Genomic DNA, 12,605 nt, shown 5'->3' with positions numbered 1-12,605 from the left:
CTGCCGGGGGCACCAGGTCAGAGCATTGATCACCGATCATGAGGGCTTCTCCGGAGACTTTCGTGCCCGCTGCGTGCCCGATGCCCGGTCCGTGTTGAGGTCGTCGAGGTGCTGGGCGACCTGGCGTCACGCTCGTCCAAGACCCGCGCGTAGTGCCGGGTGGTGACACTGGCGTTGGTGTGCCCGAGCCGCCGGGCCGCAGCCAAGACACCGTGCGAGTCGGCCACCCAGCTGGCATGGGTCGCCCGCAGGTCGTGCGGCGTGACGTCGCCCAGCCCGGCAGCGGCCACGGCCCGAATGAAGCGCCGCCGGAAGCCCGGGTAGCTCTGCTGACGCTCGCGGGTCTGGCGTTGACGGCCGGGGAATGCGAACACATCCGGTCCCTCAGGCAGGGTGGCCAGGTGGTCTCCGAGGGCCTTGGCGACAAAGGCCGGCACGAGTAGCTCGCGGCGCTGGTGACTCTTCGGGGTGTCGATGACCGGGCGCCGGGCAGTTCGGTCACCGCGTCCGCCACGATCACCCGGCCGTCGTCCACATCCAGGTGGCGGCGCCGCAGCGGCAGGGCTTCCCCGATGCGCAGGCCGCCGTAGGCAAGCAGCAGCACCAGCGCCCGGTCGGCGGGCTGGCAGGCGTCCACCAGCCGGGTGACCTCCGCGACGGTGAGGATGCGCGGGTTGGCCTCGGGGATGCGGGGCAGCCGGACACCCCGGCAGGGCGTGGCCGCGATCAGGTCGTTGTCGACCGCTGCGGTCATCAGCTGGGACAACAGCCGGTAGGCCTGCCGAACCTGCGAGGGGCTGAGCCGGTTCGCGAGGGCGGCGACCCAGGCGGAGACCTGGATCGGGCGCAGGTCGGCCAGCTGCACACGGCCGAGCTCGGGCAGCACTAGGCGGTCCAAGACACCCCGGTAGGTGTGCCGGGTCTTCGGCTTCCAGGACGGCGAGGCGGCCGCGAACCACTGCTGGGTCCATTCGGCCAGGGTGGTGCGCCCGGCCGACGGTGCGTACCACTTGCCGGTGGCGATGTCGGCCTCGACCAGGGCGAGGAACCGATCGGCCTCCCGTTTGGTGGCGAAGGTGTCCGGCGCCGGGTGGTCGGTGCCGTCGGGCCCCCGGTAGCGGGCCTGGTAGCGACCCGACGGCAGTTTGCGTACCCGGCCGAAGCGCCGCTTGCCCGCCATCAGGCCACCACCCTTCCGTTCTGCCAGTGCAGCGCGGGCGGTTCGACCGTCGACGCCTCGATGTAGGCGGCCAGCACGCTCTCCTTGATTCGGACGTGCGTGCCGAGCTTGACGAACGCGATGCGCCGCTCCGCGATGAGACGGCGCGGGAACCGGTCGGTGGTGCCGAGGATGGCCGCCGCTTCCTGTCTCACGAGTGGCATCCCAACCGCTCCTCATAGCTGGCAATCCGCTTATGGATTCGTTCGGAAGCTTAGGCGCGGCCCTAGGGAATTTAGCAAGACCTCCGAATTCCAGGTGTGTAAAAGAATATCGATACCTTCTTAATGCTTTGGGGCGGCTCAATCAGCCCCCCATAGCGAGTATCGCCTAAATGGGCTTCATTGTCTTTCTGGAGGAAATCAAGTGCAGCAGGCGGAGCTACCACGTAGAAAAAGTTCCTCTGGATAGAACTTGATTCCGGGTATGGGAGCGGTCTATCGGTTCGCCAAGCCGCCACGCCTTCATTGAAAATCAGGCGGCTCACGAGGAACCACCCCCCGGTACCCCGGTTTCCGTCTGTGTCGCATGTACCGGGGTCTGGCTGCAGGGCGATTGCAACCTCCAAGCCTCTAGGTGCTATTCCCAATACAGAACCGGTGAGAGTGTACCTACCTTTTACTGCGCGACCGTCGTTGAGATTGACCGCGCAGAAGGTGAGTCCGGTAGATGGGTCGTCTTTCGGTGCAGGGTTCGCATAAGATCCCGGAGCGCCGTCGGCGCTGCCCTCGCTACAGCTAGACTTTTTTGTAGTAGAGACGGCCTGAGGCTTCCAAGTCCCTCTTATTCCTGCCCCCATTAATCCTGCGCCAAGCGCGAATGCGGCGATTGCCGCAAGAAGGCTTGCGCTGCGACCCTGAAATTGAAATCTGTCCTCAAGGATCCCCAAAGTTATCAAAAGTAAAGCGAGCCCTGCGGCGATCAAAATGACATTCATCCCAAGATCAATGGCGTTCAAAAGGTCGACAACAAGACCTATACCCGCCCCCGCAGCAAGGAGCAATCCACTTGCGTTGAGTAAGGATTTGCGCACAGTGTTCGAGGTATTAGAGTCGGCCTGTTGTTGAATCTCACCCATTGCCCCCGCCTCCCCCACTGGAAGAGCATGCGCACGCTGAACTGATGTCGATACCCAGGTGATGTTCATGCTCACGTGCGGTGAATGACAGATCAACGACAGTGGGGTTGGCCAGCAAGGCTGGAGTTATGCCAAGGCCGGTCCTTGTGAGAACTTTCTATACGGGTTCAAGGCGGCCCGCTTCGCAGGCCGCTCGCGCCGTCTGAGCAGGGCCGCGCTGCGCGCGCCGCTCGGCCACGGCGCCCGGCCGCTTCGCTGGGCGCCTACCCGGCGGTTCCAGCCCTGCGACAGGCGCGAAACACGGAAGAAGCCCTTGGACCGCCGAAAGGCCGGCATCAGTCCAAGGGCTTCTCTGACTCGGTGCGTGAGTCGATTCGTGCCTCCGGCGGGGAGCTCCGACGCTCTGGGATGGGTGGCGCCATCCCGTCAACCTTCGTCCAGGCGAAGCCGAGCAGACAGGGCCTGCCTGGGCAAGGTCGTTCAGACGTAGGGTGCTCCACCTTGCCCAGGCAGGCCCTGTCTGCACCACGATGTGTGGACGAAGGCCGACGGGATGGCGGTGCGGACTTACGGCTTCAGCAGCTCAAGAAGGGTCGTTAAAGCTTCCACTTCTTTAACATGCTGCCGTATTTGGAGTACGGCGTTTGCTACCACAAGACCGACATCCACATCGGGAACATTGACGCCAAGGTTTGTTCGTGCCCAAGGCGCGACCTCACTCCAGCGATAAAAGGTCGCTCCGGCACGAGTTGGGCTGACGGGAGGTGGAAATTCTCCAGGCCCCCGTTCGCCCGTCGAGTAGCGGCGAACAGCCTCACGGCTCAAACCTAGCCTTTCGGCGAGGTCGGCTAGCGTCATTAGATCCTGATCGACGATTCGCACCGCTTTGATGTTCACCGCCTCTATTTCCCGAACCGCCGAAACGATTGCGTCGGCTAGGGTCGGGGCCTCCCGATCAAACTCGGCAACCGGGAGGCCGTTCTCTACTCCGTAGGTGGCGTCATCGCGGCCATTCGCGAAAAGTTCCCTCAGTTGGTCATCGGTAGGCCTGTGGTCGAGCACCATCATGAAGTTGAACGCTTTCACGGCCTACCCCCCTCCTCCTTGAAAGCAGCACGCGTCTCAGCCTTGTCTAATGCGAGTGGTTCGACGTGAACCTGTCGATCTGCTTCACCTGAATGTGAGGCTGTCGCGACGTGAGCGGCACATCTCGGCTGTCGCCGCATCGCTCACACGTTAGTTCCGCCCACTCGTGAATCCTGTACACCACTAGGCCAGCATCCTCCGCTCGCTCGAAGGCCTCATCGATGCCGGCCCCTCCGCGGCGAGCCGCGTCCTCCATGTGCCACTCCCTGTCTTCGACGTCCAAGCTGAGTTGCGGACATGCCAGGTCCCTCCTGAGGTGGATCTGGAACGCCCTCAACCCGAATGAGGGCGGCACCGGGGTAATAGTACACCGTCACCGGGGGACTTGTGCACCGGCCAAGTTGGGTGGGTGTCGAGCTTGGGCGCTGCCGTACAGCAGCGAAGTACAGCAACGAACCCAGCCGTTGCAGGCTGAGCCCATCTGGATCACCGGCTCGACCTGCACGCGAGCGCGGGCGGAACCGTACTGCCGCGAATCCATAGGATCAGGGTCAGTGAGTGGCCGGCGCCTTCGTCGGACGCGATGGAAGTTGTCAAAGTACGGTGACGGACACAGCGACAGGCCCGTGCCCGCTACGTGCCCGATGCGGAAGCCAGCGAGCGGCGTTCGCGGTCAACGACGGTCAACCATGAGTGTCGTGGGCTGGGGATGTTGCAGGTGACGGACCCGCGACCGGCGGATGATCAAGGATTCCTAAACCGCAGGTCGCAGGTTCGATTCCTGCCGTGGGCACTTACCAAACCTGTTAGCCATGATCGTCCGGGACTCGCCGGACGCGCCGGGTGGCACTCGATCCGACAGCTCCGCGCGGCTTGCGGATGTGGTCGGGTCCCAGCTGGGCGCATCTGCCACCAGCTCCTCGACGGTTCTGGCGCTGATTTCAGCTCTGACCGTCGCTACGCCTGTCCGGACGTCGTAGTGGATCTCAACGCTTCCAGGAATGGCTGGAGATCGCGTCAGGAGTTCTCGGCGGGAGTTCCGCCAGGACCAAGAGCGCTCGGCGTGTTCTCCGTCGCGCCGTGGACCCCGATGATGCGCTCGCCGAGGCTCCCGGACAGCGCCTCCCGGAACCGTGGACGGCAGCCGCCGAGCAGCTCGCCGGTGCGGTGCGCGAGGGGCTCGCGATTTTCTCAGTGCCGGGGTCGGTCAACATGCCGAAGTAGCCGAAGATCACCGCGCGCAGGCGCCGGAGACCCCCGTGGTGCGAGGGCCTCCGGCGAGGTGGATCAGGATCCGCGAAGGATCAGGTTGCCGCTGTCCGGGAGCCGCTTATTTCGCCGGCCCGTTTTGCGGCGCCGCATTCTCCGCGGCTTTATCCCGCTGGCGTTTCGTTCAGATCCAGACCGCGCAGGATGGTGTCGCGGTCCGCGTTTCCGCGCAGCGCGGTCAAGGAATTCAGGCGGCCCAGCAGAGTCGTGGAGGAAGCGGGGCATTTCAAGTCCTGGATCGCCGACAAGGTTTTCTCAAAGCGTTGGATGCGGCTTTCCAGGTCTGTTCCGCTCGGCAGGTTCGCGTTCTTTAGCGCTACCTGCGCGTTCACTTGGTCTTGAGTGGGTGGGCAGCGACCGGGGACGTTCACCCCGGTGGGGCCCACGCGGTCGGCCGTCGCGTTCGGGTCGCCCGGGCTGAAGCCCAGCGCCGGCACCAAAGCGTTGATGTCATCGGAGCTGGCGTTCCCCGTCGCTCCACTCGCGGCCGCGTCATCGGATCCTGCGGCGGCGGCTCTGTCCGCCGGCGTTTCGTTCAGACCCAGCCCGCGCAGGATGGTGTCGCGGTCCGCGTTTCCGCGCAGCGCGGTCAAGGAGTTCAAGCGGCCCAGCAGAGTCGTGGAGGAAGCGGGGCATTTCAAGTCCTGGATCGCCGACAAGGTTCTCTCAAAGCGTTGGATGCGGCTTTCCAGGTCCGTTCCGCTCGGCAGGTTCGCATTCTTGAGCGCTACCTGCGCGTTCACTTCGGCTTGAGTGGGTGGGCAACGACCGGGAACGTTCACCCCGGTGGGGCCCACGCGGTCGGCCGTCGCGTTCGGATCGCCCGGGCTGAAACCCAGCGCAGGCACCAAAGCGTTGATGCTGCCGGAGGTGGCTCCGGCGTTGCCCTGTTCGGCGGCCTGGCTCATCCCCGTACCGACCGCGAGCGCCGAACCGAGCAGCGCTGCGGCGGCGCCTCCAATCACCAGCTTGCGCGTCCGGCTGCTGACTCCGCGTCGATACATGCACGGCTCCTCTTCGTCTCGGTACTGCTTGTGCCGAGATGTACGAGCAATGACGTGGCAGCAGTTCATGAGACTGAGCAGGCTTTCCTTAAAGTTTCTTTAACGTGACTCCCGGGGCGTGCAGCCGCCAGCCGGCCATCGCCAGGTAGTTGTCGGGATGCACCCTGCCGGGGGCGCCGCACGAAACCTCATTTGTGCAGCATGGTGGTTCGGCACCTGACACGTCCGCCGGAGGCTCCGAGGCTTGTGCCGAGGGGTCTTCGTGGTGCCCGGCGGGTCAGTTGCTGGGTGCCGGGTCTCGCGGCGGGGTCACGCCGTCGTACCAGTTCGGGATCGCGCCCATTCCTTCGTGGTGCGCCCCTTGGATGCGGATTGTGTCGAGCTCGGCCAGCTGGGCGAGGCTCAGCGTGACGAAGGCTGCGGCGGCGTTCTGCTCGAGGTAGCGCTCGCGTCGCGTACCTGGGATCGGCACGATGTCGTCGCCCTGGTGGAGCAGCCATGCGAGCGCCACCTGGCCCGGATCCGCGCCGACCTCGGCTGCGATTCGGCGCACGGTTGCGAGCGTGGCCTGGTTGGCGTCGAAGTGCTCCGCCGAGAAGTACGGCACCTTGCGGCGGCCGTCGGTCTCGGGCAGGTCCTCGCGGGACGTGATGGTCGCCGTGAGTGCGCCGTGGCCGAGCGGAGACCAGGGGACGATGGCGATGCCGAGCTCCCTGGCCGTCGGGAGGACCTCGTCCTCGATCCGGCGCTGCCACAGTGACCACTCGGTCTGCACCGCGGTGATCGGGTGGATCCTGCTCGCCCGGCGCAGGGTGTCGGCGGCGGCCTCGGAGAGCCCGAGGTGGCGCACCTTGCCCTCCTCGACCAGCTCCGCCATCCATCCGACCGTGTCCTCGATGGGCGTGTCCGGGTCGATGCGATGCGCGTAGTAGAGGTCGATGTGATCGGTCCCGAGGCGGCGCAGCGACTGCTCGAGCTGCCGGCGCATGTACGAGCGGGAGCCGTCGATCTTCGGCGGCACGTTAGGCTCCGGGGGGTTCCGGATGCCGAACTTCGTCGCGACGACGAAGTCCTCCCGGTGCCCGTGGAGCGCCCGGCCCAGGATCTCCTCGCTCGGCCCGTAGACGTCCGCGGTGTCGACCAACGTCACCCCCAGAGTCGCGGCCCGGTGCAGGATGGCGCGCGCGCTTTCGTCCTTGTCGTAGCCGCTCTGGCCGTAGATGTCGGCGAAGCTCATCGCGCCGTATCCGACGGCTCCGACCTTCAGCTGCTCGGCCCCGAGGGTGCGGGTGGGGATCGGTCCACTCATGGTCATGCCCTTCCGAATCGCTATGTCCTCAACGGGGGACACAGTAAGTCCCCATTTGAAGACATCGCAAGAGGCCGGGATGTCTCCTATGCGTTAGCCTCGGCACATGGTCGAGACGACGCCGCGGCGAGCACGCCCGCGCGATGCCGCGGCGACCAGGCGGGCCATCCTCGACTCCGCCCTCACCGCGTTCAGTCGCTCCGGGTTCGACGGCACCGGGACACGCGAGATCGCCGGCAACGCGGGCGTCGACCCGCGCCTGATCACCCGCTACTTCGGGTCGAAGGAGGGCCTGTTCACCGAGGTGGTGGCGGAGCTCTTCCAGACGTCCCTCATCGGCGTGAGCGGCACCAACCGCGAGGCCGCCCGCGACTCGCTCACCGCCGAGAACGGCGACCCCGACCCGATGCTGCTCATCCTCCGCTCCGCCTCGAACCCCCAGGCGGCGGAGATCATGCGGGAGCGCCTCGAGGAGAGTTCGCAGCGGCAGCTCGCCGACAAGCTTCCCGGGGACGACGCGACGGCAAGGGCGGCCCTGCTGCTGTCGATGTGCACCGGCGTGCGGATGTTCCGCAACATCATCGGCGACACCGCGTTCCAGCAGACCGACATCGAGCGGCTCGCGACGTACCTCGAGCGCGCACTCGACGTCGTCGCCGCCGGGGATGACGACGCGCGGCCCGAGCCGTAGCGGCCCCGGCGCGCGGTCGTCACCGGGCGGAGCGGAGGCCTCGCAGGATGAAGGCGAGGCGGCGCTCGTAGTCGTCGCGGGACTGTTTGGTGCAGGCTCGGACGATGACGCCGCGCTCCAGGATCAGGTAGGTCAGGTCCTCCGGGGTGACGTCGGCGCGGACCGTGCTGGCTGCTTGGGCGTCGTGGAGGAGCTGCCGGGCGAAGTCGCAGGCGCGGTCGCAGAGGACGGCGAGCGGTTCGGAGTCGGGCAGGGCGCGCATCAGGACGTCGTTGGCGGCCGGTTCGTCGTACTGGAGGAGCCAGGTTCTGCGGAGGAACTCCTCGAAGCGCTGCAGGGGGTCGGTCAGCTCGGCGACGGCTTCGATGATGGCTCGGATGCGCTCCGCGACCAGGTCGTTGACGACGGCGTCGATCAGGGCTCGGCGGCCGCCGAAGCGGTGGTAGATCGTGCCCTTGCTGACGCCGGCGGCCCGGGCCACCTCGTCGAGGGGGGTGGTCAGGCCGCCGGTTCGGAAGACGTCCAGCGCGGCCCGGCGGATGCCCTCGACGTTGCGCCGCGCATCCGCCCGCAGCCGCGTCCCCGGCGCCGTGGCTGAAGCCCGCTGCCGCGTCCCCGGCGCCGCGCTTGAAGCCCGCTGCCGCGGCCCCGGCGCCGCGCTTGAAGCCCGCTGCCGTGGCTCTGGTGCAGTGGCTGAAGCTTGCTGCCGTGGCTCCGGCGCCGCGGTGGAAGCGTGCCGCCGCGGCTCCGGTTCGCTTGCGAAAGAGCTCATGCCGGCTGGGCGGCGCGGTCCTGCCAGCTGAGCTCCAGCGCCTTCTGGAACAGCTCCAGCGGCTGCGCCCCCGACACCGCCCGCTTGTTGTCGAAGACGAAGAACGGCACCCCGGTGATGCCGTACGCCCGCGCCTGGTCGAGGTCGGCGCGAATCTCACCCTCGTACGCCTTCGTGCGCAGCGCCTCGAGGGCGGCCTCCCGGTCGAGGCCCAGCGACGCGGCGAGGTCGGCGAGGACAGCGTGGTCCGAGAGGTCGGCGCCGTCGGTGAACTCGGCCCGGAACAGCCGCTCGACCATGGCGAGCTCCTGGCCGTGCGCCTTGGCGAAGTGGATCAGCCGGTGGGCGTCGAGGGTGTTGACCATGAGGGCCTGCGGGAAGCGGTAGTCCAGCCCCGCCTCGGCACCCCGCGTCGTGAGGTGCTCGTGCGACGCGTCCAGCTGCTCCTTGGGTACGCCGTGCAGGTTGCTCACGTAGTCGTCGGCGCTGACGGCCGTACCGGTGAAGGCGGGGTTGAGCTGGAAGCTGTGGTAGCGGATCTCCACCTGGCCGGCCTGCGCGGACTCGCGGACGGCCCGCTCGAGGGTCGCGTGGCCGAGGTAGCAGAACGGGCAGACGACGTCGCTCCAGACGTCGACGACAACGGGCTCGGTCATCAGTCACACACCTCGTCGGGGGTGCACACGCCGCCGTCGTCGTCGTCCGGCTCGAGCACGATCAGGGGCGGGGGCACATTACTTGACTCCATGGTCAAGAAGACTACAACCGTTCGACCCGGGTCCACGACACCCAGCCGCGCTCGCGCATCAGGTCCCGCATCCGGTGCGAGCGCGGGTCGGCCTCGTCCGCCAGCGAGTCGAGCAGGTCGTGATCCCCGCCGGACTCGTCGTAGCCGGCGGCGGACGCCTCCTCGTTCAGCTCGGCCATGATGTCGGCGGCCTCCACCATCAGTGACTCGTCCCACAGGTCGTCGTCGATGACGGTCGACAGGACCCGGTAGAGCCGGATGATGCGCGGGTCGCGGAGCGCGGCGAACTTGCTGGGCATCCACCCGGCGACCTCCTCGGGGCGGAGCGCCATCATGAGGATCCAGCCGTCGCGCTCGCCCGCCACGATCCGCTCCGACACCCCGAGCTCGCGGAGCCGATCGAGATAGGCGACCACCTCGGGCGGCAGCACCAGGCTCTCCCCGGCGGTGAGCTGCGCGATTTGCTTGCGGCTGGCCTCGAGCCGGTCGACCTCGGCGCGCAGCTGATTGTCGATCTGGCCGATCGCCTCCGCGAACGCCTCCGGGTCGGCCTCGAGCATCCGGCCGATCCGGGACAGCGGCACGCCGGCGTCGGCGAGCGTACGGATCTTGGTGAGCAGCACCACCGCGGTCGCGCCGTACCGCCGATAGCCCGAGGCGTCCCGCTCCGGCTCGGGCAGCAGGCCGATGTGGTGATAGTGCCGGACCGCCCGCACCGTGACGCCGGTGTGGGCGGCCAGTTGGCTGATCGTCAGCATCAGCTGATTCTCCGCCGATAGGTCAGGACCGCCAGGAGGTACGCGACCACGAGCACACCGGCGCACCAGGCGAGCGCGATCACGATCCCGGACCCGACCGGCCGCTCGGCGAGAAGGTCCCGGATCGCATTGACGAGCGACGTCGCCGGTTGATGCTCGGCGAAGGCGCGCACCGGCCCCGGCATGGATTCCGTGGGTACGAAGGCCGAGCTGACCAGCGGCAGAAAAATGAGCGGATAGGAGAAGGCGCTCGCGCCGTCCACGGACTTCGCGGTGAGCCCGGGAATCACGGCTATCCAGGTCAGCGCCAGCGTGAAGAGGATCAGCAGCCCGGCGACCGCGAGCCAGCCCAGCACGCCCGCCCCGCTCCGGAAGCCCATGACCAGCGCGACCCCGACGACCACCACGAGCGAGATCAGGTTGGCCACGAGCGAGGTCAGGACATGCGCCCAGAGTACGGACGACCGCGCGATCGGCATCGACTGGAACCGCTCGAAAATGCCGCCCTGCATGTCCAGGAACAGCCGGTAAGCGGTGTAGGAGATGCCCGACGCGATCGTGATGAGCAGAATGCCGGGCAGCTGATAGGTCACGTACGAGTCGGAGCCGACGTCGATGGCGCCCCCGAAGACGTACACGAAAAGCAGCATGAAGGCGATCGGCATGATCGCGGTCGTGATGATGGTGTCCGGGCTCCGCAGAATGTGGCGCAGCGAGCGTCCCAGCAGGACGACGGTGTCATTCATCGCTTCCCGGCCCCCACGACGCTGAGGAAGATCTCTTCGAGGGTCGGCTGCTTCTCGACGTACTCCACTGTGGCCGGCGGCAGCATCCGCTTGAGCTCGCCGAGCGTCCCGTCGACGATGATCCGCCCCTCGTGCAGGATCGCGATCCGATCGGCGAGCTGCTCGGCCTCGTCGAGATATTGGGTGGTGAGCAGCACGGTCGTGCCGCCCGCGGCCAAGTCCTTGACGGCCTGCCACACCTCGAGCCGCGCCTCCGGGTCGAGTCCGGTCGTCGGCTCGTCGAGAAAGATGACCGGCGGATCGCCGATGAGGCTCATCGCGATGTCGAGCCGCCGCCGCATGCCGCCCGAGTAGGTCGCCACCCGCCGTCCGCCGGCCGCGGTCAGATCGAAGCGCTCCAGCAGCCTGTCCGCGATCGCGCCGGCGTCCTTCTCCTTGCGCAGCCGGGCGACCAGCACAAGATTCTCCCGCCCGGTCAGAATCTCGTCGACGGCCGCGAACTGCCCGGTGAGGCTGATCGACCGGCGCACGTCGGCGGCCTGGGTGCGTACGTCGAAATCATGGATCCGTGCCTCGCCCGCATCGGCCTTGAGCAGGGTCGACAGGATCCAGACAACCGTGGTCTTGCCCGCCCCGTTCGACCCGAGCAGCGCGAGGATGCTGCCCCGCGCCACCGCCAGATCCACGCCGCGCAGCACCTGCAGATCTTTGAACGACTTCTCGAGGCCCCGCACCAGAATCGCGGCGGACCCCGTCACCGATGTCTCCATGCGGCCACCATGCAGGGTTGACGCTGCGTCAGGGTCAAGCCCTGTCTGCACTGCCAGGACGGGAGCCGCCGGTGCGTGGCGGTCTCGCCGTCAGGACTGGTCGGATCCGAGGTCCTGGAGGAAGCGTCGTGCCAGCTCGTGCGTGTCGAGCTGCGCCGGGTCGCGACCGCTCATGATCCAGAAGAAGGTGGGTCCGATCAGCCGGTCGACCGCCTGATCGCCGGCCGGCCGGGCCGGGGCGATGCGATCCAGGACGACGCTCGCGCTGGCGCTGAGAACGTCCTTGGTCGCGATCAGCTGTTTCACCGCCGGATCGTGCTGCGCGGCGGCGAGCAGGGCGCGATAGCCGGCGCCGGCCGGTGAGTGGGCGAGGAAGCGCACCAGTGCGTCCAGGTAGGACGTGATCTCGGCGAGCGGGGTACGCGACGGCGCGACGGCGAGCTCCTCCTCGGCGTCGTCCATGCACGCCTCGAAGAGGATCTCCGCCTTCGTCGACCACCAACGGTAGACCGTCTGCCGCCCGACGCCCGCCCGCTCGGCGATGCCCTTCATGGTCAAGGCCGCATAGCCGACCTCGAGCAGCAGGTCGTCGACCGCGTGCAGGACGGCCTCGCGCGCCTGCTCGCTGCGGGGCCGGCCGCCGCGGCCCTTCGCCTCGATCATCCCGTCATGGTAGCGAGACAGCCTGACCGGTTATTGCGCCGCCGAGTAACCAGGCGTGGAGAACGCGACCACCAAGCATTACGGCGCCGACATCCTGGGGACCGTCAACGCCTGAGCATCGCCGGATCGACGGTCAGCGGGGGGCGTGGGCCGCGAGGAAGGCCTGGGCGATGGCCGAGGCGACGTCCGCCGGGTTGGTGGCGGAGATGGCCTGGCCCCCGGTGGCCTTGGCCATGGCGTTGAGGGCGTTCATGTCGGCGTCCTGGCCGAGGCCGACGGCGATGACCGGGACCGGCTTGGCCGGGTCGGCGTCCTCCTGCAACTGGGCGAGGAAGGCCTGCTGGGTCATGGTGAAGTCGCTCTCCTCGTCCTGGCCGTCGGTGAGGACGATGACGATGTTCATCGTGCCCTCCTTGGCCTTGTCGCGCATGGCGTCGACGCCGTCGAGCACCGTGCGGTAGAGCGGGGTGCCCGCGTCGTCGACCGCCTTGT

14 protein-coding genes and 1 pseudogene are annotated in these 12,605 nt (G+C 67.4%); 1 reads left to right on the top strand and 14 read right to left on the bottom strand.

What is annotated here, in order from left to right:
* Positions 1 to 29: 29 nt before the first annotated feature.
* The 7 genes and pseudogenes from RBH18_RS44220 to RBH18_RS39905 all read right to left on the bottom strand — a co-directional run bounded on the left by RBH18_RS44220 (position 30) and on the right by RBH18_RS39905 (position 6,965).
* Positions 30 to 374 (bottom strand): tyrosine-type recombinase/integrase, encoded by a 345-nt coding sequence (locus RBH18_RS44220; protein ID WP_372339057.1) that lies wholly within the window; start codon positions 372 to 374, stop codon positions 30 to 32.
* A gap of 386 nt (positions 375 to 760) precedes the next feature.
* Positions 761 to 1,180 (bottom strand): annotated as a pseudogene (locus RBH18_RS44215) (tyrosine-type recombinase/integrase); the annotation flags it as partial.
* A complete protein-coding gene (locus RBH18_RS39925; protein ID WP_306215719.1) occupies positions 1,180 to 1,383 on the bottom strand; it encodes an excisionase family DNA-binding protein in 204 nt (67 codons plus the stop codon). The pseudogene RBH18_RS44215 and the gene RBH18_RS39925, both read right to left, overlap by 1 nt.
* Positions 1,384 to 1,454: 71 nt before the next feature.
* Positions 1,455 to 2,372: a hypothetical protein gene (locus RBH18_RS39920; protein WP_306215718.1), complete on the bottom strand. Its 918-nt coding sequence runs from the start codon at positions 2,370 to 2,372 to the stop codon at positions 1,455 to 1,457.
* A gap of 492 nt (positions 2,373 to 2,864) precedes the next feature.
* Positions 2,865 to 3,383 (bottom strand): helix-turn-helix transcriptional regulator, encoded by a 519-nt coding sequence (locus RBH18_RS39915; protein WP_306215717.1) that lies wholly within the window; start codon positions 3,381 to 3,383, stop codon positions 2,865 to 2,867.
* A 1,373-nt stretch (positions 3,384 to 4,756) separates the two neighbouring features.
* Entirely contained in the window at positions 4,757 to 5,656 is a 900-nt protein-coding gene (locus tag RBH18_RS39910) for a hypothetical protein (RefSeq protein ID WP_306215715.1), read from the bottom strand.
* Between the two features lie 277 nt (positions 5,657 to 5,933).
* On the bottom strand, positions 5,934 to 6,965 hold the full coding sequence (locus RBH18_RS39905) for an aldo/keto reductase (protein ID WP_306215714.1): 1,032 nt from the start codon (positions 6,963 to 6,965) through the stop codon (positions 5,934 to 5,936).
* A 106-nt stretch (positions 6,966 to 7,071) separates the two neighbouring features.
* Between RBH18_RS39905 and RBH18_RS39900 the strand changes: the two genes are divergently transcribed.
* On the top strand, positions 7,072 to 7,656 hold the full coding sequence (locus tag RBH18_RS39900; protein ID WP_306215713.1) for a TetR/AcrR family transcriptional regulator: 585 nt from the start codon (positions 7,072 to 7,074) through the stop codon (positions 7,654 to 7,656).
* A gap of 19 nt (positions 7,657 to 7,675) precedes the next feature.
* Here RBH18_RS39900 and RBH18_RS39895 read toward each other — a convergent pair whose 3' ends face one another.
* The 7 genes from RBH18_RS39895 to RBH18_RS39865 form a co-directional block, all read right to left on the bottom strand.
* Positions 7,676 to 8,428 (bottom strand): TetR family transcriptional regulator, encoded by a 753-nt coding sequence (locus tag RBH18_RS39895; protein ID WP_306215712.1) that lies wholly within the window; start codon positions 8,426 to 8,428, stop codon positions 7,676 to 7,678.
* The gene (locus tag RBH18_RS39890; RefSeq protein WP_306215711.1) at positions 8,425 to 9,084 is read right to left on the bottom strand and encodes a DsbA family oxidoreductase; all 660 of its coding nucleotides are present in this window, start codon (positions 9,082 to 9,084) and stop codon (positions 8,425 to 8,427) included. The genes RBH18_RS39895 and RBH18_RS39890 overlap by 4 nt, the downstream gene beginning before the upstream one ends.
* Positions 9,085 to 9,187: 103 nt before the next feature.
* A complete protein-coding gene (locus RBH18_RS39885) occupies positions 9,188 to 9,934 on the bottom strand; it encodes a MerR family transcriptional regulator (protein WP_306215710.1) in 747 nt (248 codons plus the stop codon).
* Complete coding sequence (locus RBH18_RS39880) at positions 9,934 to 10,680, bottom strand: ABC transporter permease (protein ID WP_306215709.1); 747 nt, start codon at positions 10,678 to 10,680, stop codon at positions 9,934 to 9,936. Before RBH18_RS39880 ends, RBH18_RS39885 begins: the two co-directional genes overlap by 1 nt.
* Entirely contained in the window at positions 10,677 to 11,450 is a 774-nt protein-coding gene (locus tag RBH18_RS39875; RefSeq protein ID WP_306215707.1) for an ABC transporter ATP-binding protein, read from the bottom strand. Before RBH18_RS39875 ends, RBH18_RS39880 begins: the two co-directional genes overlap by 4 nt.
* 90 nt (positions 11,451 to 11,540) lie before the next feature.
* Positions 11,541 to 12,113, bottom strand: a complete 573-nt coding sequence (locus RBH18_RS39870) for a TetR/AcrR family transcriptional regulator (RefSeq protein WP_306215706.1) — start codon at positions 12,111 to 12,113, stop codon at positions 11,541 to 11,543.
* Between the two features lie 133 nt (positions 12,114 to 12,246).
* The coding region (locus tag RBH18_RS39865) for a VWA domain-containing protein (protein ID WP_306215705.1) at positions 12,247 to 12,605 on the bottom strand (359 nt) is incomplete at its 5' end.

It is taken from the genome of Actinoplanes oryzae (assembly GCF_030757795.1).
Lineage (GTDB): Bacteria > Actinomycetota > Actinomycetes > Mycobacteriales > Micromonosporaceae > Actinoplanes.
The sequence above is the reverse complement of the archived record's forward strand: the minus strand, read 5'-3'. Positions and strand labels throughout refer to the sequence as shown.